The 25158-nt window shown below is 33.6% G+C and carries 18 protein-coding genes and 2 tRNA genes; 11 read left to right on the top strand and 9 right to left on the bottom strand.

Annotated elements, in window-relative coordinates:
* Positions 1–59: 59 nt before the first annotated feature.
* Positions 60–1238 (bottom strand): Pycsar system effector family protein, encoded by a 1179-nt coding sequence (locus tag HYN86_RS20295; protein ID WP_113679703.1) that lies wholly within the window; start codon positions 1236–1238, stop codon positions 60–62.
* 26 nt (positions 1239–1264) lie between these two features.
* Between HYN86_RS20295 and HYN86_RS20300 the strand changes: the two genes are divergently transcribed.
* Positions 1265–4999, top strand: a complete 3735-nt coding sequence (locus HYN86_RS20300) for a metallophosphoesterase (RefSeq protein ID WP_113679704.1) — start codon at positions 1265–1267, stop codon at positions 4997–4999.
* Between the two features lie 117 nt (positions 5000–5116).
* On the opposite strand, the gene HYN86_RS20305 is transcribed toward HYN86_RS20300, so the two are convergent.
* Together HYN86_RS20305 and HYN86_RS20310 are read right to left on the bottom strand one after the other, a co-directional pair.
* Positions 5117–5977: an NHL repeat-containing protein gene (locus HYN86_RS20305; RefSeq protein ID WP_113680018.1), complete on the bottom strand. Its 861-nt coding sequence runs from the start codon at positions 5975–5977 to the stop codon at positions 5117–5119.
* Between the two features lie 48 nt (positions 5978–6025).
* Positions 6026–7078: a hypothetical protein gene (locus HYN86_RS20310; RefSeq protein ID WP_113679705.1), complete on the bottom strand. Its 1053-nt coding sequence runs from the start codon at positions 7076–7078 to the stop codon at positions 6026–6028.
* A gap of 105 nt (positions 7079–7183) precedes the next feature.
* On the opposite strand from HYN86_RS20310, the gene HYN86_RS20315 reads away from it, so the two are divergent.
* From HYN86_RS20315 to HYN86_RS20325, 3 genes are read left to right on the top strand one after another with little or no spacing between them, the layout of a single operon-like run.
* Positions 7184–8095, top strand: coding sequence for an ABC transporter ATP-binding protein (locus tag HYN86_RS20315; protein WP_113679706.1), 912 nt, complete (start codon positions 7184–7186; stop codon positions 8093–8095).
* A gap of 3 nt (positions 8096–8098) precedes the next feature.
* Entirely contained in the window at positions 8099–8935 is an 837-nt protein-coding gene (locus HYN86_RS20320; protein WP_113679707.1) for an ABC transporter permease, read from the top strand.
* A gap of 15 nt (positions 8936–8950) precedes the next feature.
* The gene (locus tag HYN86_RS20325; RefSeq protein WP_113679708.1) at positions 8951–11299 is read left to right on the top strand and encodes a T9SS type B sorting domain-containing protein; all 2349 of its coding nucleotides are present in this window, start codon (positions 8951–8953) and stop codon (positions 11297–11299) included.
* A gap of 129 nt (positions 11300–11428) precedes the next feature.
* Here HYN86_RS20325 and typA read toward each other — a convergent pair whose 3' ends face one another.
* Complete coding sequence (gene typA / locus HYN86_RS20330; RefSeq protein WP_113679709.1) at positions 11429–13225, bottom strand: translational GTPase TypA; 1797 nt, start codon at positions 13223–13225, stop codon at positions 11429–11431.
* Between the two features lie 169 nt (positions 13226–13394).
* Between typA and HYN86_RS20335 the strand changes: the two genes are divergently transcribed.
* Complete coding sequence (locus HYN86_RS20335) at positions 13395–15104, top strand: PAS domain-containing sensor histidine kinase (RefSeq protein ID WP_113679710.1); 1710 nt, start codon at positions 13395–13397, stop codon at positions 15102–15104.
* A gap of 5 nt (positions 15105–15109) precedes the next feature.
* Positions 15110–15517, top strand: coding sequence for a response regulator (locus HYN86_RS20340; protein WP_113679711.1), 408 nt, complete (start codon positions 15110–15112; stop codon positions 15515–15517).
* 209 nt (positions 15518–15726) lie between these two features.
* Here the strand turns inward: HYN86_RS20340 and rpsT are convergent, their stop codons facing one another.
* The 4 genes from rpsT to proS form a co-directional block, all read right to left on the bottom strand.
* Complete coding sequence (gene rpsT / locus HYN86_RS20345; protein WP_089052957.1) at positions 15727–15978, bottom strand: 30S ribosomal protein S20; 252 nt, start codon at positions 15976–15978, stop codon at positions 15727–15729.
* A 152-nt stretch (positions 15979–16130) separates the two neighbouring features.
* Positions 16131–16202, bottom strand: a tRNA-Glu gene (locus HYN86_RS20350).
* 45 nt (positions 16203–16247) lie between these two features.
* Positions 16248–16319 (bottom strand) — tRNA-Glu (locus tag HYN86_RS20355).
* Positions 16320–16397: 78 nt separating this feature from the next.
* On the bottom strand, positions 16398–17876 hold the full coding sequence (gene proS, locus HYN86_RS20360) for a proline--tRNA ligase (RefSeq protein ID WP_113679712.1): 1479 nt from the start codon (positions 17874–17876) through the stop codon (positions 16398–16400).
* Positions 17877–17977: 101 nt separating this feature from the next.
* Between proS and HYN86_RS20365 the strand changes: the two genes are divergently transcribed.
* The 5 genes from HYN86_RS20365 (at position 17978) to HYN86_RS20385 (ending at position 23522) form a co-directional block, all read left to right on the top strand.
* Entirely contained in the window at positions 17978–18709 is a 732-nt protein-coding gene (locus HYN86_RS20365) for a hypothetical protein (protein ID WP_230406399.1), read from the top strand.
* 305 nt (positions 18710–19014) lie between these two features.
* Positions 19015–20517: an OmpP1/FadL family transporter gene (locus tag HYN86_RS20370; RefSeq protein ID WP_113679713.1), complete on the top strand. Its 1503-nt coding sequence runs from the start codon at positions 19015–19017 to the stop codon at positions 20515–20517.
* A gap of 175 nt (positions 20518–20692) precedes the next feature.
* Positions 20693–22006 carry a 30S ribosomal protein S12 methylthiotransferase RimO gene (gene rimO, locus HYN86_RS20375; RefSeq protein ID WP_057116837.1) on the top strand — a complete coding sequence of 438 codons (1314 nt, stop codon included), beginning with the start codon at positions 20693–20695 and terminating at the stop codon, positions 22004–22006.
* 41 nt (positions 22007–22047) lie between these two features.
* On the top strand, positions 22048–22593 hold the full coding sequence (locus HYN86_RS20380) for a hypothetical protein (protein ID WP_113679714.1): 546 nt from the start codon (positions 22048–22050) through the stop codon (positions 22591–22593).
* A gap of 26 nt (positions 22594–22619) precedes the next feature.
* Positions 22620–23522, top strand: coding sequence for an N-acetylmuramoyl-L-alanine amidase (locus tag HYN86_RS20385; RefSeq protein WP_113679715.1), 903 nt, complete (start codon positions 22620–22622; stop codon positions 23520–23522).
* Between the two features lie 340 nt (positions 23523–23862).
* Here HYN86_RS20385 and HYN86_RS20390 read toward each other — a convergent pair whose 3' ends face one another.
* Positions 23863–24954: an outer membrane beta-barrel protein gene (locus HYN86_RS20390; RefSeq protein ID WP_113679716.1), complete on the bottom strand. Its 1092-nt coding sequence runs from the start codon at positions 24952–24954 to the stop codon at positions 23863–23865.
* Positions 24955–25158 lie beyond the last annotated feature (204 nt).

The following is a 25158-nucleotide window of genomic DNA, read 5'->3' on the forward strand; positions in this document are numbered from 1 at the left end:
GTTTACAAGCGTCTTCACAATAGCGAATCCGTAAAATCAGCGTCAAATACTTTTGAATTTTAAATAGATTTAAAAGCAATTACAAACGAGATTACCGTGATAATTAATCCGAACATGAAAAAGTTGTAGGCAATTCGTAGTAAATTATATTTTCGTTGTAAAACCAACCCGAGATAATACAAATCTTTGATCATTGTAGAATACAAGTAATCACGGTCCTTCATCATTTCGTTCATTGCCCAATCGTAATCTTCGAGGGGCATTTTATAGAAATTTCCGAAGAACATTAAATTTACTTTTTTGGCTTCTACGTCACTGCGTGTAAAAAAGCCAGAAGTTACTTTTGGACGTGTTGAAAGAATTGCAAAAATAATTGTAATAACACTAGACATCAGCATTATAAAAGTCGGAATAACCAAATGTGCATTTTTCGGACTATCTAATTTTGGAATTATAGACGATAATGCAATTGAAATTATAATAGCATTTACAGACAATAAAATATTGGCTTTACTATCGGCAATGCCGCTTAAGCGGGTGTGATTTCCAAGTGTAACACGAAATAATGTATCGATGCCACGATCTGGTTTTTCCAGTTTTTCTTTCTTTTTATTTTCTTCCTCAATCGCAGCTGCGGCTTTCAATTCCTGTTTATTTATTTTTTTCTGAATAAGAAGCAGGTTTTTTTCCTTTAAAGGCTGCCATTTTCTCAATGCATAATCAGTGTAAAAACGATGTCTGTTTAATAGAAATTTTAAATTTTCCCGTGTCCATTCAGCGCTGGAAAAGTTTACAACTCCAGTATTTTTAAGTTCTAAGCGCAATAATTCGCAGGTTGTAGCATACTCTTCATCTCTTAAGTGAGCATAATCTGCGTCTTTAATAATTTTTTCTAAATGCGTTTTAGGCTCATAATCTTTGGCTGTAGCCAAAATCAAACTGGTAATAAGTGCTATAAAATCTTCAGACTTTCCTTTTTCTCTTAAAAAATCGGTCGCTATTTTGGCGCTTGCCTTTTCATGGTTTTCATATCCCTCAATATATCCTGTGTCATGAAACCAAGCCGCAACCAAAAGTGCCTCTTTTTCATCACCTTCTACATCTTCTTTTTTGCAAAGTTCTTTTACCGCATTAACCACTGTGAAAGTATGGTTAAAATTATGATAAGAATATAGATTAGAAAGTTTATCTTTGAGTAAATTACTGACGAAATCTTCGGATTGTTCTATTAGATTCATAAAGAATATTTTTATACCACTAAATTATGAAATTGTTTTTGGATAATCATTTTATTGCCAAAATTAAAACTGGAACAGCTGCATTAATAGTGCTTTTCCTAGTTTATTCTTGCGCCACTCACAAACCTCAATACGGAAAAAATGTAAGCGCGAACGAAAATGAAAACGCGACTGATTCTATAAAAATTGCTCACACTTTTTTTCTTGTTGGAGATGCTGGAAATGCCGATGAAGCGCCGGCTCAGCAGACACTTGAGCTATTACATCAAAAATTAAAAAAGGCGAATAAAAAATCTACTTTACTGTTTTTAGGAGATAATATTTATCCTAAAGGTTTTCCGAGTGATAAAAACGCCGCAGACATTGCTTTGGCAGAAACAAAGCTTAACAATCAATTAAAACTGGCTAAAGGTTTTAAAGGAAAAACTGTTTTTATCCCTGGTAACCACGATTGGTACAATGGTATAAAGGGCTTAGAGCTGCAAGCAGATTTTGTAACGAAACAGCTTAACAATAAAAAAGCTTTTTTACCTAGAAATTCCTGTGCGATTGAAGATGTCAAAATTGATAGTACTACTACGTTAGTAACTATTGATAGTGAGTGGTTTCTGGAAGATTGGGACGACCACCCCACTATTAATGACAATTGCGAAATTAAGACTCGAGAAGATTTCTTTGACGAACTGGAAAATATCTTAAATAAAAACCAAGAAAAAACGGTTGTCTTAGCGATTCATCATCCTTTATTAAGCAACGGAACTCACGGAGGCCAATTTTCTTTGGAAAAACAATTATTTCCACTGGAGAAAAAGATTCCACTTCCAATAATCGGATCTTTTATTAATTTACTGCGAAAGACATCTGGAGTGAGTCCGCAGGATATTCAGAATAAACAATATACGATTTATGCCAAAAGAATTAAAACACTTTTGCAAAAGCAGAAAAATGTAATTGTGGTTTCTGGCCATGATCATAATCTGCAATTCATCAGTAAAGAAAATATCCAGCAGATTATCAGCGGTGCGGGTTCAAAATCTGAAGCAGCAAGAGCTGTCAACGAAAATGATTTTTCGTATGGAGGACATGGTTATGCAACCTTAACTTTATTTAAAAGCGGTGACGCAAAAGTTTCTTATTATGGAAATGAAAACAATAAAGAAAAACTACTTTTTGAACGTGAAATTATAAAAGCTAAAGAAATCAACTGGGCAACGGATATTCCGAATAGTTTTCCATCAAAAATTACAACTTCCATCTATTCTCAAAAAATGACTAATAAAAGTTTATTCCATAAATTTTTATTTGGGCAGCATTACAGAAAATATTACAGTATGCCAATTGAGGCTAAAGTAGCGACTATAGATACGATAATGGGTGGTTTGAAACCTATTCGCGAAGGCGGAGGACATCAATCTGTTTCTTTGAGAATGTCTGATCCAAAAGGACGTGAATATGTAATGCGCGGCATGAAAAAAAGTGCTACTGTATTTTTACAATCTGTAGCTTTTAAAGATCAATATGTTGTGAATGAATTTGAAGACACTTATGCCGAAAATTTCTTGTTTGATTTCTACACGACTTCTCATCCCTATGCTCCATTTGTAATTGGAAGCATGTCAGATAAAATAGGTTTGGCACATACCAATCCAGTTTTATATTATATTCCGAGACAAAAAGGTTTAGGGGAATTTAATGCCGGTTTTGGCGACCAATTGTATATGGTTGAAGAAAGACCGGCTGATAATCATTTAGATGGTAAAAATTTTGGAAATCCAACTAATATTATCGGAACAGTTGATATGATGCTGAATCTTCATAAAGACGAAAAATATTCTGTTGATGAAAAAGAATATATTAAAGCCCGCTTGTTTGACATGCTGATTGGCGATTGGGACAGACATAGTGACCAATGGCGCTGGGCAGAATACAAAAAAGATGGAAAGGTTATTTATAAACCAATTCCGAGAGATAGAGATCAGGCTTTTGCAAAATATGATGGGACTTTGCTTTCCATTTTAATGAACATTCCTGCACTTCGCCATATGCGTACATTTAAATACAAAATAGACAACGTAAAATGGTTAAGCAGAGAACCTTACCCAATGGATTTGGCTTTTTTAAGAACTTCAGGCGAAAAAGAATGGATTGAGCAGGCAAAATTCATCCAAGAAAATTTATCTGACAAGGATATTGAAAACGCTTTCAAAAACATGCCAAAAGAAGTTCAGGATGGTACAGTCGAAGAAATTATTGCCAAACTAAAAAACAGAAAAAGAGAGCTTCAAAAATATGCATCCAAATATTCTGATGTGCTGAACAAAACGGTTATGATTGCCGGTACAGATAAAAAAGACAAGTTTGTATTGAACCATAATGCTAAAAAAAGTATTGAAATTCAGGTTTTCAGGGTAAAAAAAGAAGGTGACGAATTACAATATTCAAAAACTGTAACAGATGCCAAAACCAAAAATTTATGGATTTATGGTTTAGACGATAATGATGTTTTTGAAGTAAAAGGAGATCAGAAATCTAAAATTAAAGTTCGCTTAATCGGAGGTCAAAACAATGACACTTACAATATCGAAAACGGAAGAAAAGTTATTGTATATGATTTTAAATCAAAAGAGAACACTTATAATTTAGATTCAAAAACTCAAACACAGTTAACAGACGATTACGATGTGAATCTATATAACTATGAAAAACCGAAATACAATGTCGTATCTGGTCTTCCTAACATTGGTTTTAATCCAGACGACGGTGTAAAAGTGGGTATTAATTTAAATTATACTGTTAACAATTTCAAACAGAATCCTTATACACAAAGACATGTTTTAAATGCTTTTTACTACTTTGCGACAGGCGGTTTGGAATTTAATTATGCTGCACATTTCCCAGGTCTACTAGGAAAATGGGTTATTGATGTGGAATCGCTTTATACAACTCCAAATTTTGCAATGAATTATTTTGGATACGGAAACGAAACTACTTATGACGATGACGAAGTTAGTTTGGATTACAATCGTGTTCGTATTCGTAAATTTAATGCTTCGGGAGCAGTTCGCCATGTTGGTCGTTACGGAAGTGAATTTAGTATACAGCCAATGTATCAAAGAATGACAGTTGAGGAAACTGAAAATAGATACATCGACATTCCGAATATTGTAAATCCAGATGTTTTTGAAACCCAGAATTTTGGTGGTTTAAAAGTTAAATACCTTTTCAAAAACTCTGATTTTGCTGCAAAACCAAATTTGGGCATGGCTTTTATGCTTGCTGCAACCTGGACTGCAAATTTATCTGAAACGAAACAAAATTTTCCAACCTTGGAAAGCTTCTTAGGATTTACACATAAATTAGATAAAAATGGTAAATTGGTTTTAGCGACTTATGTTAAAGGTAAAGCCATTTTAAATAACAATTATGAATTTTACCAAGGTGCTACACTGGGAGGTGATACTGATTTAAGAGGTTTTAGAAATGAACGCTTTTTAGGAAGTTCGTATTTCTCTCAAAGTTCTGATTTACGTTTAAGTTTAGGTAGAATCAGAAAAACGATTGCCCCTTTTACGTATGGAATTTTAGGTGGTTTCGACTACGGAAGAGTTTGGCTTGATGGAGAAGATTCTAAAAAATGGCATCACGATTACGGCGGCGGACTTTGGTTAAACGCCATCAATATTTTAACCGCAAGAATCTCTTATTTTAAATCTCCTGATGAAATAGGAAGAGTTATTTTTGGAGCGGCATATAGTTTTTAAGGGAGGTTCAAAGGTTCAAAGAAGCAAAGGTTCAAAGTTTTTACCTTTGTTACTTTGAACCTTTGCTTCTTTGAACCTTTGCTTCTTTGAACCTTTGCTTCTTTGAACCTAAAAAAATCACTTTAATTTAAACTCATAAACATTCCCTCCTACTTTATTCGTTTTTTCGTCGGCGATAAGTAGAGTGTTATTGTCTTTAAAAACTATGGCTTCTTTTTGAGAAAAATGATTCAGATTAATTTCTGTATGAGTTCCTTTGTGGAATAAATCTCCTTTAAAACCTTTAAACAAAAGAACTTTATCATGACTCAATAAAGCTACTTTTTTTCCGTCTGGACTTATTGTGGCGCTTGTTAAAACACAATGATTGTAATTATTACAAGTTTTAAACTCGCCAATTTTTACTGCTTTTTGAGTTCCTTGTGCATTTTTGATTTTGTAAATAAATGCAGTTCCATCAAAACCTTTACTTCTGTTTTTTGTAAAAAGATAAAAGTAGCCGCCTTGTTCAAAAAAACCTTCCACATCATAAAACATTTCTTTTTTCTTTGGAGGAAATTCGGTTTGTTCTGTATAAGAAAATGAAACTTTATATTCGGCTTTAGCCTGATCTTTGTTTAATTCTCCTTTCGCAATTTTATAAATACATAAATCTCTGCGTTCATTATCATTATTCCCAAAATCACCAATGTAAATATTTCCAGATTTATCTTTTGTAATATCTTCCCAATCAATATTTTCTGCATTAGAGATTGTAATTGTTTTTTCTAATTTTCCTTTAGAATCAATTGCATAAATTGCATTTTTATTACCGCTGTCTTCTAACGTGTAAATTATATTTTTTTCAGGAAAATAAGTAATTCCAGAAACCTCTTTTAATTTTTTTGGAAGCGAATAAAGCGTTTTCAAATCATCTGCCGACTGCTGCTGGCAAGCCAATAAAACTATAGAAGCTGCTGCTAAAAAAGATTTTTTCATAAGATTATATTTTTTTGTCATCCTGTAGAATCAGGAACCACAATATTTCTAAACTAAGTTTGTGTTTTTAAAATTACGGATAATAAATTCAAATGCCGCGTGCATAATATGCCCCATTGATTTGGCATTTTTAAATTTCATATCATTAGTGTATCGGTACAATTCCATTTTTAATTGATTCAGATGTTCTTCGGTCGAAATAGTATCGTGACACATTATATTTAAGAGTTTTTTAATCCTGTTTTCTGCCGAATGAATACGTTTGGCCAAAATCGCTCTTTCTTCATCTTTATATTGAATAATAGAACGTTCCTCTAATTTTTCTTTGATGAGCTGAATCATCGGATAATTTTCTTTGAAAAACTGTGGTCGATAGACCTTGAAATTTCCTTCGTAACATTGCTGGTCAAAATCGATTGGACGAATTTTATACACTACTTGATCAAAATCGTGAATTGGGACAATTACATAATTGTAAGCCCGCATATCGCCCAAAAGCCGGATCATACAGCGTTCGTTAAACTTTACAAACTCTTTTGCAATTTGCGCTTTTTCCATTTCAGAACAGTTCTCTAACAAAGTATCCATAAACACATCACCTGGAATCCCGATAATATGCTCTTCAATCAAAGTGTCTTTATAAACCAAAAAGTTGATTTTATCCGGCGAAAGAATATCTTCCAATTCTAAACCATAAATTCGCGAAGCATCGGCTTTTTTAATATAAAAATGAACATAATTGTCGTTGAGAATATTTCGAACTTTAATTCTAAAGGGTTTCGAATTCCCAAAGGTGCAATAATCAATGGCATCGATATTAAGAAATTGAATTATCTCGCTGTTACCATCTGAGTGCAGTAGAGAATATATTTTTTTTAAGTTTAAATCAATTTCATTACGCTCAAATTCGTTGTAGTAGACGCGAATCCAAAGCGTATCATTATCATATTTATCATAAACATTTACCGAGCCTGAAAAACGAAGCAAGTCATCATAAAACACAGAAACTTTAGAAATACGTTCGTACCGCTCCAAATAGTTTAAAAGCTGCTGCGTTAAAGGATAAGAAGGTTTTTTTAAAACCATTAAAGGCTCGCTCATTTTTAATATCTTTATTACAAATTTACATCAATAGGATTAAAGTTTGAATTTAAAGTAACAAAATTCAATTTGGCTCGTCATACTAAAAACTAAAACCAGAAAAATTTGGAAACCATCTTAACGATTGAAAATCTGAATAAGAGATACGGGCGCATTCAAGCCTTAAAAAATGTATCTTTTAGCATACAAAAAGGCCGCGTTTATGGCATACTTGGCCCAAACGGAAGCGGAAAATCGACAACATTAGGAATTGTACTGAATGTTGTTAATAAATCTTCTGGCAGTTACCGCTGGTTTGACGGTAATGTAGAAACGCATGAAGCTTTGAAAAAAGTTGGTGCAATTATAGAGCGCCCCAACTTTTATCCGTATATGACAGCTGAGCAAAACCTAAAATTGGTCTGCAAAATCAAAAACATTAATTATTCTAAAGTTAATGAAAAGCTCGAATTGGTGGGTTTAAGCGAAAGAAAAGACAGCAAATTCAGTACTTTTTCGTTAGGAATGAAACAGCGTTTAGCGATTGCATCTGCGCTTTTAAATGACCCTGAAATTTTAATTTTGGATGAACCTACAAACGGACTAGATCCACAGGGAATTCATCAGATTCGAGATATTATTAAAAAAATTGCTTCGCAGGGAACTACTATTTTATTGGCATCACATTTATTAGATGAAGTTGAAAAAGTGTGCTCTGAGGTAATTGTTTTAAGAAAAGGAGAAGTTTTATACTCTGGTTCTGTTGACGGAATGTCATCGAATGAAGGTTTCTTTGAAATCTCCTCTGATGACAATACGGCTCTAAAAACTGTTTTAAGCGAACATACTGCCGTGGCTCAAATTAAAGAAGAAGAGGGAAAAGTTTTAGTGTATTTAAAATCTGACTTATCAGCTTCTGAATTGAATCAATTTTTATTCTCTAAAAACGTAATTCTAAATCATTTAGTAAAACGTAAAAATAGTTTAGAAGCACAATTTTTAGAATTAACCAAAAATGCCATTATTCAAAAAAACTAAACCATGAAAAGACTTCTCTCTATAGAACTTCAAAAAATCTGGATGAACAAGGCCAGCCGTATATTAACACTAACTTATTTTATCTTACTTTCATTTATAGCGTTAATTGCTGCTATAAAATTTGACATTGGTGTTTTTAAATTTCACCTCGCGGAAATGGGAATTTTTAATTTTCCTTTTATCTGGCATTTTAATACTTATGTTGCTGCCATCCTTAAATTTTTTCTAGCTATTGTAATTGTCTCCATGATGGCGAATGAATATAGTTACGGAACTTTAAAACAAAACTTGATAGACGGCCTTAGTAAAAAGGAGTTTATTTTATCAAAGTTTTTAACGGTGGTTTTATTTGCATTTGCCTCTACAGTATTTGTTTTTGTAATGAGTTTAATATTAGGGTTATTTTTCTCTTCTTATACCGAATTTGATATTATTTTTAGTGACTTAGATTACCTTTTGGCTTTTTTCGTAAAATTGACAGGATTCTTTTCTTTCTGTTTATTTCTTGGAATTTTAGTTAAAAGATCTGCATTTGCATTAGGTTTTCTTTTAGTTTGGAGCATACTAGAAGGAATAATAAAAGCTACTTTGGCTTTTAGAATTTTCCCAGAAAGCAATACCGATGAGAAAATTACACAATTTCTTCCTTTAGAATCTATGTCAAACTTAATTGTAAATCCAGGACCAAGATTATCAGTAATTAAAAATATTGGTTCACAGATGGGGATAGAAACTGATATTGATTACAGCGTAAACTATCTAGCTGTTTTAATTGTTTTGATCTGGACTTCTTTATTTGTTTGTTTTTCTTACAAATTATTAAAAAATAGAGATTTGTAGTATATTTGTTATACTATGAAATATTTAAGAATTTTATTGATTCTATTCCTGTTGCTCTGTGCCTTTCCTAAGGCCAGAGCTCAAAATATTTCTGTTAATCCAAATATAACAGCTGCAGATTTAGCTCAGAATATTTTAATAAATAGTTCTTGTATTAATCTTGAAAATATAAATGCCTCAGGAAATCCGACGCCAAATGACCAAAGCTATGCTTCATTTACAGCTGGTGCAAATTTCCCTTTTTCGAGCGGACTAGTTTTAAGTACTTCTCCCAGTAAAAATGCTGAAGGCCCGTACATTCAAGCAGATTCCAAAGGAACACAAGTCCAGTCATGGAATGGAGATAATGATTTGGATAACGCATTAGGTATCAACGACAGTAAACAAGCCACAGTACTGGAATTTGATTTTACAGCTTTAACAAATTCAATTAGTTTTAATTATCTGTTTGCTTCAAATGAATATCAATCTTACTACCCTTGCCGATTTTCAGATGGTTTTGCTTTTTTAATTAAAGAAGCAGGCAGTTCTGAAGATTATAAAAATTTAGCTGTTTTACCCAACTCAACTACACCAGTTTCTGCAACTACTGTGCATCCTAGAATAAATTCAGTTACTACTGCTCAGGGAGTAATACAAGGATGTGACCCCCAAAATGAAACTTATTTTAACGGCTACAACTCTGCTTCCAGTCCCATTAACTATGCGGGACAAACAACAGTCATGAATGCGTACACTGATGTTATTCCTGGTAAAAAATACCATTTGAAATTAGTAATTGCGGATGATGCCACAAGACAGTATAATTCGGCTGTTTTTATTGAGGGCGGAAGTTTTGTATCGAAAATAAATTTTGGGGAAGACAGAACAGCGGCCAATAATAATCCTATTTGTTATGGGGAAAATTTTGTTTTAGATACTAAATTAAACCCCGCTGATTACAATTTTAAATGGTTTAAAAAAGATTCATCCAATAATTACAATCAAATTGCTGGCGAATCTGATCCTGACTATACCGTAACTTCTGCAGGAATATACAAAGTTGAAGCTGCTATAAAGGGTACAACCTGCATATCAGTTGGTGAAATTACAGTTGAATTTACCCCTGAAATTGCTTCAACAAACACTTCTTTGTTACAATGTGATGACAACACAGATGGAATTTCTATTTTTAATTTGACAAAAGCTGCAAATATTGTAAAAAACAATAATACGCAGATTACCAATCAAGGATACTATGAAACCTTAGTCGACGCACAAACCAAAACAAATCCAATAATAAATCCGCAGAGTTACACTAACAAAACACCTAATCAACTCGTTTTTGCTAGAATTGAAAACTCTTACGGCTGTTATACCGTCCCACAAATTACTTTAAATATCTCTAGTACCATAATTCCTGATCAATCTCCAATAGCAACATGTGACGGAGATGAAATTCAAGATGGTTTGTATCAATTTAATTTAAGTTCTGAAGTTACACCACAAATCTTAACAGGACTTCCGACGGGATTAGTTATTAATTATTATTTGACGGCAGATAACGCTATAACAGAAACAAATGCACTTCCAAACATTTTCAAAAATACGATCCCAAATAGTCAAACTATTTATGCTCGGGCAGCTAATGGATCCGACTGTTATGACATCGTGCCTATTGAGTTAGTTGTACATACTTTTGATCCAGCAAATTTTGAAGATGAAATACTCTATCTATGCAAAGGAGATGAAATAACATTATCAGTTGCAACTGGCTTTAAAAGCTACACTTGGTCAAATGGAGAAACGACAAATTCAACAAGAGTAACTAGTGCAGGAAATTATTCTGTTCAAGTTACCAACTCAAATGATTGTCAAAAAACTAAGACTTTTAAAGTAATTTTATCCGAACCTGCCGTAATTACTGGAGTTGAAGTAAAAGATTTTTCTGGAGTAGATAATACTGTATCAATTCAATATACGGGAGCTGGGAATTATGAATTTTCTCTTGAAGGATCAGTTTTTCAAGATAATCCCACATTTACACAAGTAAATCCTGGAATCTACAATGTTGCAGCTCGAGACAAAAATGGCTGTGGTATATCCAACTCATTTTTAGTTTATGTTTTAGATTATCCACGATTTTTCACTCCAAACGAAGATGGTTTCAATGATTTATGGACAATTAAAAATATAGATCAAATGCCGGATTATACTATTTCAATTTTTGATCGTTACGGAAAACTGTTAAAGCAAATGAATCAAAACAATACAGGCTGGAATGGGATTTTTAATGGACAGCAATTACCTGCAGATGATTATTGGTTTACTCTTCAATTCATTAATGGAAAAAATGTAAAAGGCCATTTTTCTCTGAAAAGATAGCGTTTTAAATTCCAAAATTTGAAATTTGAAATTCCAATTTTAAAAAGCAATTTCAATCAAAGCATAAAAATAAAAATCCCAAATTCTTTAATGGAATTTGGGATTTTTTATATTGAAAATTAAATCGAATTAGATTTTATATCTTTTTCTATCAGTTTCACTTAAATAAATCTTTCTTAAACGAAGAGATTTTGGAGTAACTTCAACATACTCATCTTTTTGAATATATTCTAAAGCTTCTTCTAGTGAAAATTTAACAGCTGGAATAATTCTAGCTTTATCATCAGCTCCAGAAGAACGTACGTTAGAAAGTTTTTTCGTTTTAGTAACGTTAACAGTCATATCGTCGCTACGAGTATTTTCTCCAATAACCTGACCTTCATAAATATCTTCGTTAGGATCAACAAAGAATTTACCACGATCTTGTAATTTATCGATAGAGTAAGGAATTGCTTTTCCGTTTTCCATAGAGATTAATGAACCATTGTTACGTCCAGGAATTTCTCCTTTGTAAGGCTCATATCCAATGAATCGGTGTGCCATGATAGCTTCACCAGCAGTAGCAGTAAGCAATTGATTTCTTAAACCAATAATTCCACGAGATGGGATGTTAAATTTAATAATCATACGCTCTCCTTTACCTTCCATAGAAAGCATTTCACCTTTACGGATAGTAACGAATTCAACAGCTCTACCTGAAAGGTTTTCTGGTAAATCAATAGTTAACTCCTCAATTGGCTCACATTTAACACCATCAACTTCTTTAATGATTACCTGTGGCTGCCCAATTTGAAGCTCATATCCTTCTCTTCTCATTGTTTCAATAAGAACAGATAAGTGTAATACACCACGACCAAAAACCATGAATTTATCAGCAGAATCAGTTTCTCCAACTTTCATTGCTAAGTTTTTCTCAAGCTCTTTTGTTAATCTTTCACGAATATGTCTAGAAGTAACAAATTTACCTTCTTTACCAAAGAAAGGAGAATCGTTAATTGTAAACAACATACTCATTGTTGGCTCATCGATAGCAATAGTTTGTAAAGCTTCTGGATTTTCAAAGTCAGCGATAGTATCACCAATTTCAAAACCTTCAATACCAACTACAGCACAAATATCTCCAGCAATAACTTGTTCTACTTTTCTACGGCCTAAACCTTCAAAAGTGTGTAATTCTTTAATTCTAGATTTAATTACTTTACCGTCTCTTTTTACCAAAGAGATTGGCATACCTTCTTTCAAAACACCTCTTTCAAGACGACCAATTGCGATACGACCTGTAAAAGAAGAGAAATCTAAAGATGTAATTAACATTTGAGGAGTACCTTCAGAAACTTTTGGAGCAGGAACATTAGCAATAACCATATCTAATAATGGTTCAATGTTTTCTGTTTGATTTCTCCAATCATCAGACATCCAGTTGTTCTTAGCAGAACCGTAAACCGCTGGGAAATCTAATTGCTCTTCAGTTGCGCCTAATTCAAACATTAGATCAAAAACTTTCTCGTGAACTTCTTCTGGAGTACAGTTTTCTTTATCAACTTTATTGATAACTACGCAAGGTTTCAATCCTAAATCAATCGCTTTCTGCAAAACGAAACGAGTTTGTGGCATTGGTCCCTCGAAAGCATCAACTAGCAAACATACACCATCGGCCATGTTCAATACACGTTCAACTTCACCACCAAAATCGGCGTGGCCTGGAGTGTCAATAATATTGATTTTTGTTCCTTTATATTGAACCGATACGTTTTTAGAAGTAATTGTAATACCTCTCTCACGCTCTAAATCGTTATTATCTAGGATTAAATCACCTGTGTTTTCGTTTTCACGAAATAATTGACAGTGATACATAATTTTATCAACCAAAGTGGTTTTACCGTGATCGACGTGGGCAATAATTGCAATGTTTCTAATAGATTCCATCTGTGATTTTTAATGGCTGCAAAGGTACACTTTATTTTTTAATAAAAAACGTTTCTAAACATAGTTTACGTATATACAATCAATTAGTTAATATAAAACGCCAAAATATAGCTTCCAAAATAATATTAACATATGTTTAGTTATAGTTAATTTAACTATATTTGAAGTAATGAAAAGTAAAACTCTCCAAATTACTCTTATTTACTCAATCATCTCGATAATTATGGCGGTCTTATGTCATAAATTACTCATAACTTACTTTTCTTCAACAGAATACTTTTACTTATCACTAATAAAGGACATTGTATTTATTTTAATAACTGCATTAGTTTTTAGATTTATACTTGCAAAAAAAGAAAAAAGAAGCATTACCATTTTTCAAAAGCTAAACAAAACCAACGAAGAAATAAAAGAATCTAATGAGAAATATGACATTGTAGCAAAGGCAACAAGCGATACTATCTGGGATTGGAAAATTCAAGAGGACAGGATAAACTGGAATAAAGGTATTGAAAGTGTTTTTGGTTATAACCCCGAAGAAGTAGGCAAAACTTCTAAATGGTGGTTTGACAAAATTCACCCGGAAGACAGTATCCGAATGTCAATAAAATTATATTCATTTATTGAACAAAAAACCGAAAAATGGCAGGATCAATACCGTTTTAGATGCGCAGACGGAACCTATAAATATGTTTTAGACAGAGGTTTTTTGCTAAAAGATGAAAACGGAAGGGCCATTAGAATGATTGGTGCTATCCAAGACATTACTAAACAAAAAGAAGAAGAACAAAGATTAAAACTTTTAGAGACTGTAATTACCCAGTCGAGAGATTCTATTTTAATAACTGAGGCCAATTCCCCGGAAGGAAAAATTCCAAAAATAGTATATGTAAATCCCGCATTTTCTCAAATGTCGGGATACCAGTCGAATGAAATAATCGGAAAATCGCCTAATATCTTCAAAGGCCCAAAATCGGATTCTGATGAGTTAAAGAAACTTTTAAGAGCGATAAAAAATGAAGAAGAATGTCTGATAGAAACTATTACTTACACCAAAAATAAAGAAGAGTATTGGGTAAGATTTTCTATGATACCCATTTTCAGCAACGAAGGAGCTATTTCACACTGGATTTCTATACAAAGAGATATTACCGATGAGAAAAAATTAGAAACAGAAAAAGAGCATCTCATCCGAGAACTAACTCAAAACAATAAAGACTTAAAACAGTTTTCTTACATAACATCGCACAATCTTAGAGCGCCATTATCTAATTTAATCGGACTTTTAAACTTAATAGAAGACATCCCCGTAGAGAGCGAGGAACTCCAGGAAATCCTTACAGGATTTACTAAGTCAACACATTTATTAAACGAAACGATTAATGACTTAGTAAAAGTTATCATTATTAAAGACAATCCATCGATGCAGAAAGAGGAAACCTCATTAAAAGAAGTTTTTGAAAATGTATTCAGCCAGCTTTCGTTTCAAATAGAATTACACAAACCTATTATAAAACTTAAGTTTGATAAAGTACCAGAACTCATCACTAACAAAGCCTACATTGAAAGCATTTTATTAAACCTACTAACCAATTCTATAAAATACAAATCGGAAAATAGAAAACTAAAAATCTCTATAACCGCAGAAAAAATAGAAAACAAAACAATATTAACCTTTAAAGACAACGGCATTGGAATTGACCTAGAAAGAAACCGCGATAAAGTATTTGGACTATATCAAAGATTTCACAACTACCCCGACAGCAAAGGATTAGGTCTCTACCTTGTAAAATCTCAAGTCGAAACAATGGGAGGAACAATTTCAGTAGACAGCGAAGTCAATAAAGGAACTACATTTACAATAACATTTAAAAATTAATTATTATGCTTGAGCAGATTTTATGCATTGACGACGACCCCATCACATTAATGTTATGCAAAAAAGTAATCTCTAAATCTTCATTTTCACATGAAGTCATTACAGCTCAAAACGGTGAAGAAGCCCTCCATCATTTTAACACCTTAAAATACACCAATGACAAAAACAAAAGAAAACCAGAATTGATTTTTCTAGATTTAAATATGCCAATAATGGGCGGCTGGGAATTTTTAGATCACTTTACTTCTTCAGATTATAATGAATTTAATTCTGCTCCTGTAATTGTTCTATCGTCTACAATTGATCCAGAAGATTTAGCTAAAGCAAAACAATATCCAATTATCATCGATTTTCTTTCCAAACCCATTACACAACCAATGCTGGAGTATCTTAAGAAAAAAATTGGAATTTAAATTCAAATTTCCAAAAGTACCAGGTCGAATCAGTAGAGAACATTTACTATAAAAATCCAAATTCCAACTTCATAGAAGTGTTGGAATTTGGATTTTATTTTTTCTGAATCTACAGTAATTCCAGATTTAGATTTTGGATTCCCCACTTAGATAAAAACAAAAAAAGTCCTCTAAAAGAGGACTTTTTATATCTATCAAATTGTAATTAATTACAATTTAGCAACATGTTTAGTTAATTTAGACTTCAAGTTAGAAGCTTTATTATCATGAATGATGTTCTTTTTAGCTAATTTATCAATCATAGAGATTACAGTTGATAATTTTGCAGTAGCATCACTTTTATCAGTAGCTAATCTCAATGCTTTAATAGCATTACGAGTAGTTTTATGTTGGTATCTGTTAAGAACTCTTCTTTTCTCGTTACTTCTGATTCTTTTTAATGCTGACTTATGATTTGCCATTTCTTTTAATTTTAGATGTAATAATTATTATAAATACTAGTTAAAAAAGAAAAACCTCCCACAATTGCCAGGCAATCACTTTGGTTTTAACTAATAAAACAAAAACCGAGACACCAATTCTTGTTTTACAAAACTTATTTACAACTAATTTGTAGTCCGTAGGGGAATCGAACCCCTGTTACCAGGATGAAAACCTGGCGTCCTAACCCCTAGACGAACGGACCTCAATTCTCCTAAGTTGGAAACTTTTCAATATGTAATATAACTTGTAGTCCGTGGGGGAATCGAACCCCCCTTACCAGGATGAAAACCTGGCGTCCTAACCGATAGACGAACGGACCGTGCTTCTCTAATGCGGATGCAAAGATACATCTATTTTTTAGTTGCACAATAGCTAAGCTAAAAAAAATATTTTTTTTTTAATATGCCTTCGCAAAAAGCACTCTTTTAGAAGAAGGTTTACCAGTAAACACACAGGTTCCCGCCTCTTCAACAGCATCCAAAGGAATACATCTAATTGTAGCTTTTGTCAATTCTTTTATCTTTTCTTCTGTCTCAGGAGTTCCATCCCAGTGAGCAGACAAAAAGCCAGTTTTACCTTCTAAAACTTCCTTAAACTCTTCAAAATTATTTACTTCCGTAATATGACTATTTCTGTAATCTAAAGCTCTCTTAAATAAGTCATTTTGAATCTGCTCCAATAAATCATTTACATAGTCCACAATATTACCAGCCTCGACTACTTCTTTTGTTAAGTTATCACGTCTAGCAACCTCGAAAGTTCCATTTTCTAAATCCTTTGGACCAACAGCAATTCGTACCGGAACTCCTTTTAACTCCCATTCAGCAAATTTGAACCCTGGCTTTTGTGTCGTTCTGTCATCAAATTTAACCGTAATTTTCAATTTTCTCAATTTGGCTGTCAACTCATTAACTGCTTCTGTAATTTGAGACAGTTGTTCATCTGTCTTATATATAGGAACAATAACAACTTGTATTGGAGCTAAATTTGGAGGAAGTACTAATCCCTGATCATCAGAATGCGTCATGATTAGAGCACCCATTAAACGAGTAGAAACTCCCCATGACGTTCCCCAAACATGTTCTTGCTTTCCTTCTGCATTAGCAAATTTAACATCAAAAGCTTTAGCAAAGTTCTGACCCAAAAAGTGTGATGTACCAGCCTGCAACGCTTTCCCATCCTGCATTAACGCTTCAATACAATAGGTTTCATCTGCACCAGCAAAACGCTCTGTTTCGGTTTTAAAACCTTTCACAACTGGAATCGCCATAAAATTTTCAGCAAACTCCGCATAGACATTCATCATTTTTTCAGACTCTTCAATAGCTTCCGCTTTTGTAGCATGAGCTGTGTGTCCTTCCTGCCATAAAAACTCTGCAGTTCTTAAAAACAAACGCGTACGCATTTCCCAACGAACAACATTTGCCCATTGGTTAATTAACAAAGGTAAATCTCTATATGATTGAACCCATCCCTTATATGTAGACCAAATTATAGCCTCACTTGTTGGACGAACAATAAGCTCCTCCTCTAGTTTAGCATTTGGATCAACCATTAATTTCCCTGGTTTTTCTGGATCGTTTTTTAATCTATAATGTGTTACAACAGCACATTCTTTTGCAAATCCTTCTGCATTTTTCTCCTCAGCCTCAAACATGCTTTTCGGCACGAACAAAGGAAAATACGCATTTTGATGTCCAGTTTCTTTGAACATGCGATCTAATTCAGCCTGCATTTTTTCCCAAATAGCATACCCGTACGGTTTAATTACCATACAGCCTCTAACTCCTGAATTTTCAGCTAGATCTGCTTTTACAACCAGCTCGTTATACCATTTCGAATAATCTTCTGATCTTGTAGTGAGGTTCTTACTCATATTATATAGTTTGGCACAAATTTTGTTTTAATAATTTTAACTAAATAGTTTGACAAAACTAACTATTTTTGTAATGTGCAACAATAAAAAACACCACAGATATGAAAACTAACATTTCTATTCGCCAAAACTCTAATCATTTTTACTTACTTGGATTATTGAGTTTATTACTTGCGTCGTGTGGTTCTTACCAAAATTCATCCTATCATGATAATGATGGCGTGTATGGTAATTCTTCATCAAACAGATATGTGCAGCAGTCTAGCGGCACAAACAATCAATACAAAGATTATTTCAGATCACTGCAAGATGACAACCAACCGACAGAAATTTTTACCGACGTTGACAACTATACCAATTATGCAGAAAACGACAGTACTCAAACAGCTTCTGTAGGCTATCCTGCATGGGGAAGCAGTAATTCTGAAGTTTCAGTAAATGTTTACTCTGATCCAACATGGTCATTCGGATTCGGAATGGGATATCCTTATTACGGATGGGGATATGGCGGTTACTGGGGCTGGGGCTATCCTGGCTACTGGGGAGGAGGCTGGGGCTACCCAAGTTATTGGGACCAGGCTGGGGTTATCCAGGATATTGGGGAGGCGGCTATTACGGCTACAACAATTACAACTACAGCTACGGAAGAAGAGGTTCTGCTGCATATTATGGAAACAGAAATTATGCTTCTAACAGAAATTACACTTCGAACAGAGGGTATACATCAAACAGAAACTACACTACAAATAGAAATACGTACAACAGCAATAGAAACTACACAACAAATAGATCTTCTAACAGCTATAGCGATTTCAGAAGAAGCTCAACTGTAAACAGAGGAACATCAAGCCCAACATTTACTAATAGAAGAGCTAACACTAACAGCGTAGATTACAACTCCGGCAGAAGATCATATAACAATAGTAACACTACAACAAATAGAAGTTATACTCCTAGCAACAACAGCAACTCATCTAGAAGTTACACTCCTAGCAGTCCATCGCGTTCTATGAATAGTGGCGGAGGAAGTATGAGATCGTCTGGCGGCGGCGGAGGCGGTGGAATGAGATCTGGCGGAGGCGGCGGTGGAAGAAGATAATCTTCCGGCAAACTAAATTCAAAACTAAAATTTATCTAGATGAAAAAACTATTTTTCCTATTTATAACAGGACTAACTGTCAGCGCGTCATACTCTCAAGATGTTTCAGATGCTTTGCGTTATTCTCAAGACAATATAACTGGTACTGCAAGATTTAGAGCCATGAGTGGAGCTTTTGGAGCAGTTGGAGGCGATTTATCTTCTTTAAGCGTTAACCCAGCGGGATCTGCAGTTTTCAATACCAACCAAGTTGGAATTTCTTTCAGCAATCAGAATATTAAAAACAACTCGAATTATTTTGGTACTGAAACGTCCGATAAAGAAAATTCTTTCACTTTAAACCAAGCGGGAGGTGTTTTTGTATTCAAAAATAATAACCCAAACGCTGGATGGAATAAAATAACAATTGGAGCAACATACGAGAACACAAATAATTTCAACAATAGTACTTTCTCTGCTGGAACCAACCCTACTAATTCTATTGACGGTTATTTCTTGGCTTTTGCAAATGGAATCCCATTGGGAAACATTTCAAATGCAGATTATAGAGATTTAGAATACAGAGAACAACAGGCTTTTTTTGGACTTGAAGGATACGTCATTGATCCTTTAACAAATAACCCAGAAAACAGCCAATACATTAGTAATGTTCCTGAAGGAGGAAATTACTTCCAAGAAAACGAAATCTATACTAGAGGATATAATAGTAAGGTAGGTTTTAATATTGCAACCTCATATAAAGACAGATTATATTTCGGAGCAAACCTAAATGTTCACGTCACAGACTACAGAAGATCATCAAGTTTTTATGAGTACAACAAAAACCCTTTACAGACGTACGAAACAATTTCGAATGTACGTTTTAACAACGAACTATACACGTACGGAAACGGTTTCTCTTTCCAACTTGGAGCAATTGGTAAAGTTACTGATTCTTTTAGACTTGGAGTAGCATACGAATCAAATACATGGTATGAGCTTTATGATGAACTATCACAAAGTCTATATTCTACGACAGAAACTAGCGCCGGTGAGATTTTTAACAATTCTGTAAATCCAAACATAGTAAACGTCTACGAATCTTACACTTTACAAACTCCAGACAAATGGACTTTTAGTGCTGCTTATGTTTTTGGGAAATCAGGTTTATTAAGTGTTGATTATGCCGTAAAAAACTATGGAAATGCAAAATTCAAACCTACAAATGATGTTGGTTTTAGAGATTTAAACACTGACATCAGCAATACTTTGACAAGCACTGGAGAACTTCGTATTGGTGGTGAATATAAAATTAATCAGTTAAGCCTGCGAGCTGGATATCGTTTTGAAGGAAGTCCATATAAAAACGGAAGTACAATTGGAGATTTAAACAGTTACTCTGGTGGTTTAGGATATAATTTCGGCGGCACTAAATTAGATTTAGCTTACTCTTATTTAGAGAGAAAATCGAACCAAGGATTTTTTGCTACAGGTTTTACAGACGGAGCGAACATTAACTCCAAACTGAACAATGTAACACTTACTTTATTATTTGAATTGTAATTAAGAATAAATAGATGAATGAAAATTTCCGTCAAAAATAATTTTGACGGATTTTTTTTATCTATAAAAAAAACGTTTTTGTCCCCAGAAACGTTCGAAAAAAACATCTAAATAAAACCGAAACAAGCGGTGTTTGAATAAAAAAGTGTAATTTTGCACTCCAATTTATAAAAGTATGAGAACCAAGTCTTTAAAAAAGAACAAAATTAACGTAATCACTCTTGGGTGTTCAAAAAATGTTTATGACAGTGAAGTCCTTATGGGACAGCTGCGTGCAAATGGAAAAGAAGTTGAACATGAAGCTCCAGCGGAAAAAGAAGGAAACATTATTGTAATTAACACTTGTGGTTTTATTGATAATGCCAAAGCAGAATCAGTAAACATGATTTTGGAATATGCTGATAAAAAAGACAGAGGTCTTGTTGACAAAGTATTCGTGACAGGTTGCTTATCTGAACGTTACAGACCAGATTTAGAAAAGGAAATTCCGAATGTTGATCAATATTTTGGAACTACAGAGCTTCCTCAACTATTAAAAGCTTTAGGAGCAGATTACAAACATGAATTGCTTGGAGAACGTTTAACCACAACTCCAAAAAATTATGCTTATTTAAAAATTGCAGAAGGATGCGACAGACCTTGCAGTTTTTGTGCAATTCCTTTAATGAGAGGTTCTCACGTTTCTCAGCCAATTGAAAAATTAGTAAAAGAAGCACAAGGCTTAGCCAAAAACGGAGTAAAAGAGTTGATCTTGATTGCTCAAGACCTAACATATTACGGACTTGATCTTTATAAGAAAAGAAATCTTGCAGAACTTTTGGAAGAATTAGCAAAAGTTGAAGGTATAGAATGGATTCGCCTTCATTACGCTTATCCTACTGGTTTCCCAATGGATGTTTTGGAATTAATGAAACGCGAACCAAAAATCTGTAATTATATTGATATTCCTTTACAACATATTTCAGATTCGATTTTGAAGTCTATGCGTCGTGGCACAACACAAGCTAAGACCACTCAGTTATTGAAAGATTTTCGTGCTGCAGTTCCAGGAATGGCAATTAGAACTACATTAATTGTTGGATATCCGGGTGAAACTCAAGAAGATTTTGAGATTTTGAAAGATTTCGTTCAGGAAATGAAATTTGACAGAATGGGATGTTTTGCTTATTCTCACGAAGAAAACACTCATGCTTACTTACTAGAGGACAATGTTCCTGATGATGTAAAACAAGCGAGAGCAAATGAAATCATGGAATTACAGTCTCAAATTTCATGGGATTTAAATCAAGAAAAAGTAGGCAAAACATTCAAATGTATTATTGATAGAAAAGAAGGCGCGCATTTTGTTGGGCGTACAGAATTTGATAGTCCTGATGTTGACAATGAAGTACTGATTGACGCTTCTAAACATTACGTAAAAACTGGCGAATTTGTTAATATCAAGATAATTGAGGCGACAGAATTTGATTTATACGGGGAACCTGCTTAAATTTACGCTGAACAATAGTTAACATTAGATAAAATACTTTTATGAAACCAATTCAAACTTTATTTATTTTAGGTTTAAGCTTATTCTGTTTCTCGACTGCATCTGCACAATATGGAAACGGATACAATAACGGCTATGGAAATGGATACAACAGAGGCGGCGGAATGGGAATGGACAGAAGTATGATGGCTGGACAGCAGCAAGGCACTCCAAGCAAACCTAAAGAAGTACCTGTAGAAGAAACTGCGGCCAAAATTGTTGAATCTATGCGACCAGAAGTAAAACTAGACGACCTGCAGGCAATTGCAATTACAAATGTTTTAGCAGACAGTTTAAGAGAACAAGGTATTTTATTGAAAAACGAAAGCAGCAGCCAAGAACAAAAAATCGAACAAATAAAAGCTTTAAGAGAAAGTACTGATAAAAAAATTGGAGCCTTTTTAAATCCAGATCAAGTTGATAAATACAAAACTTTTATGGAATCTTTTAAAGAGGTCAAAAAAGGGAAATCAAAAAAGAAAAAAGATAAAGATAAAGAAGATTCTAAGGAATTAAAGGAAGAAACAGATACGAAAATTAAAGAATAATCGTTTAAAACTATAAACAACGAATTATGACAAAAAAACATTTTTGTTATCTGATCTTAGCTGTTATAATCAGTTCATGCTCTACTAATCCGTACAAGAATACGGAAAAAGCTTACGATCAGCAGCTTAAAACATTAGAAAACCAAATTACGAATAAAGAAGCAAAGCCAATTCCTGCAACTTCTGTTATTATTGATACATCTTACGCACAGCAATTGGGAATCGTGAAAGATACTTTATCTAAAACGGGTTCTACTTATTTAGTAAATGGAATTAATACAGAATGGATTGGTACAGTTAATTTTAATTTAAGAAAACCAAGCTTTGTAATTATTCATCATACTGCTCAGGATTCACTTCAGCAGACCATTAGTACATTTACAAAAACTAAAACTCAAGTTAGCGCTCACTATGTTATTTCTGAAAATGGAAAAGTAGTGCAAATGCTTAATGATTACCTGAGAGCTTGGCATGCTGGAAATTCTACTTGGGGAAAAACAACAGATTTAAACTCTTGCTCTATTGGAATTGAGCTGGACAATAATGGTTTTAAACCTTTTACAGAAGCACAAATCAGCAGTTTAGTTGCTCTGCTTACGAAACTGAAAAAAGATTATAACATTCCGACTCAGAACTTTTTAGGTCATGCGGATATTGCTCCAGGAAGAAAACAAGACCCAAGCGCATTATTTCCCTGGAAGACACTTGCTGAGAAAGGATTCGGAATCTGGCCGGACGAAGTTTTAGAACCTGCACCATTTGATTTTAAAATTGAACCTGCACTGCGAATAATTGGATATAATACCAAAAATTTATCCTCTGCAATTCAGGCTTTCAAGTTACATTATATTCAAACTGATGCAACCTCAACTTTAGACAGAAAAACAATTGACACTATTTATTCGATTTATAAAAAACAAATTCAGTAAATAAATTCAAATTCTAAAATAATTAACGCATTTCTAAGATTTTAGAAATGCGTTTTTTTTTGTTTTAATAGCAGGAATAATAATGAACAATTAATTTTCTCCTATCCAAAGTTAGACGCACTGCAGTGCGTCTCTACAAGCTACGATATATAAACACAATAATTAAAGATCTAAGACAAACATCATAACTCAGAACTTACAAATAACCGACACAATAATTCATAATTCATAACTTATAATTCATAACTAATCAAAAAACTTCTTCCCAATAAAAAAGCTGCCAAAACATTAGTATGTTTCGACAGCTCCAAAAAAAAAAAAAAAATATCAATCTTTATCTCTAGAAAGAGTATGTTGTTGCAATTAAACCATAGAAGCTTCCTCCTGTTGGCAATGCATCTTTATCTAAGAATATATCTTCAGAAGCAGCATCGTATCTTAGCTCCGGAATAATTGTAAGTTTTCCAACTTTATAATTTAACGAAACTGTGTTTGCAAATACACTAGATCCTGTTAATGTTCCCATACTTGGCGCCGCGTCTTTAGCATCAAAATATTCTATTCTGTAAGCCAAAAGCAATGATGGGCTGAATGAATAATTAGCATATCCCACTACCGAAAACCATTCACCATCTAAAGCACTATCAAAATCATTTGTAGTTTTAGCATAAGTTGCATTTAACCCAAGACCAAAACTATCACTGATTGTTTTAGATGCAGTCAAGTCAAACTGAGTTTTATTTTCGTCTGATACTGGAATTATACTTCCAGGTATTGGATTAGTACTTCCTGTTGTAAAATTCAAGTAAGCACTTCCTGTATCGCCGATGTAACCCAGCTGTCCAATGAACGTTTTTTGATAAGATCCCGCATCCATTGCCGATTTAAAATCAGTTGGATTTGTTACCCCTAACATAGCTGTAAATTTACCCGTAGTGTATTGCGCTTTAACTCCGGTATTGAAAAATGGACCATAAGAAAAAGCGTAAGACATACTATAGTTTTTATTATCTACAGCATCTAATACTTCATATCCAATATGAGTTCCAAAACTACCTGCCACTACTTTAAATTCATCTGTCAAATTGTATGTAAAGAACAATTGTTTAATTAAAAATTTTGCACTTGCATCTTTATCTGGTGTTTCATTATATGAAAACTCTGCTGCTCTTTTTCCGAAACCTAAGTCTACGAAAACAGAAGCCTTTCCAAAAGTATGACCTGCCTCGATCGACGCCATTCCTAATTCGAATGAATTTTGTGAGTTGGTAAAGCTCGTTAATCCATTCATCTGTTTTGAAAAATCATATTTATAGTACGCATCTGCAGAGCCTCCCCAGGTGGTTGCTGGTGAAGCCGCTGCTTCATCTTCTTGGGCAAAAGCAAAAGAACTTGTTAACATCGCGGCTAAAATGTGAAATACTTTTTTCATGTTTTAAATTGGTTTTTAGTTATTAATTGATTCTGGTTAGTTAATCTTTTATATATCTATTTAATAGTATAAGTCATTTCTAAAACCCTATTTTACGCCCCTAAAACATCATCATTTTCATTAGCGAATTTATTAACTTTTGTATGAGTAGAATAATTCAGAACTGCTTTTTTGACGTTTTAGGCGAAGAATTACGGATTACAA

The organism is Flavobacterium fluviale (assembly GCF_003312915.1).
In the GTDB taxonomy this organism is placed as follows: Bacteria; Bacteroidota; Bacteroidia; order Flavobacteriales; family Flavobacteriaceae; genus Flavobacterium; species Flavobacterium fluviale.

Excerpts from the sequence above, each read along its gene's own strand:
- HYN86_RS20295 (WP_113679703.1), bottom strand. The coding sequence starts at position 1,238 with ATGAATCTAATAGAACAATCCGAAGATTTCGTCAGTAATTTACTCAAA.
- HYN86_RS20300 (WP_113679704.1), top strand. The coding sequence starts at position 1,265 with ATGAAATTGTTTTTGGATAATCATTTTATTGCCAAAATTAAAACTGGA.
- HYN86_RS20305 (WP_113680018.1), bottom strand. The coding sequence starts at position 5,977 with ATGAAAAAATCTTTTTTAGCAGCAGCTTCTATAGTTTTATTGGCTTGC.
- HYN86_RS20310 (WP_113679705.1), bottom strand. The coding sequence starts at position 7,078 with ATGAGCGAGCCTTTAATGGTTTTAAAAAAACCTTCTTATCCTTTAACG.
- HYN86_RS20320 (WP_113679707.1), top strand. The coding sequence starts at position 8,099 with ATGAAAAGACTTCTCTCTATAGAACTTCAAAAAATCTGGATGAACAAG.
- HYN86_RS20325 (WP_113679708.1), top strand. The coding sequence starts at position 8,951 with ATGAAATATTTAAGAATTTTATTGATTCTATTCCTGTTGCTCTGTGCC.
- typA (WP_113679709.1), bottom strand. The coding sequence starts at position 13,225 with ATGGAATCTATTAGAAACATTGCAATTATTGCCCACGTCGATCACGGT.
- HYN86_RS20335 (WP_113679710.1), top strand. The coding sequence starts at position 13,395 with ATGAAAAGTAAAACTCTCCAAATTACTCTTATTTACTCAATCATCTCG.
- HYN86_RS20340 (WP_113679711.1), top strand. The coding sequence starts at position 15,110 with ATGCTTGAGCAGATTTTATGCATTGACGACGACCCCATCACATTAATG.
- rpsT (WP_089052957.1), bottom strand. The coding sequence starts at position 15,978 with ATGGCAAATCATAAGTCAGCATTAAAAAGAATCAGAAGTAACGAGAAA.
- proS (WP_113679712.1), bottom strand. The coding sequence starts at position 17,876 with ATGAGTAAGAACCTCACTACAAGATCAGAAGATTATTCGAAATGGTAT.
- HYN86_RS20365 (WP_230406399.1), top strand. The coding sequence starts at position 17,978 with ATGAAAACTAACATTTCTATTCGCCAAAACTCTAATCATTTTTACTTA.
- HYN86_RS20370 (WP_113679713.1), top strand. The coding sequence starts at position 19,015 with ATGAAAAAACTATTTTTCCTATTTATAACAGGACTAACTGTCAGCGCG.
- rimO (WP_057116837.1), top strand. The coding sequence starts at position 20,693 with ATGAGAACCAAGTCTTTAAAAAAGAACAAAATTAACGTAATCACTCTT.
- HYN86_RS20380 (WP_113679714.1), top strand. The coding sequence starts at position 22,048 with ATGAAACCAATTCAAACTTTATTTATTTTAGGTTTAAGCTTATTCTGT.
- HYN86_RS20385 (WP_113679715.1), top strand. The coding sequence starts at position 22,620 with ATGACAAAAAAACATTTTTGTTATCTGATCTTAGCTGTTATAATCAGT.
- HYN86_RS20390 (WP_113679716.1), bottom strand. The coding sequence starts at position 24,954 with ATGAAAAAAGTATTTCACATTTTAGCCGCGATGTTAACAAGTTCTTTT.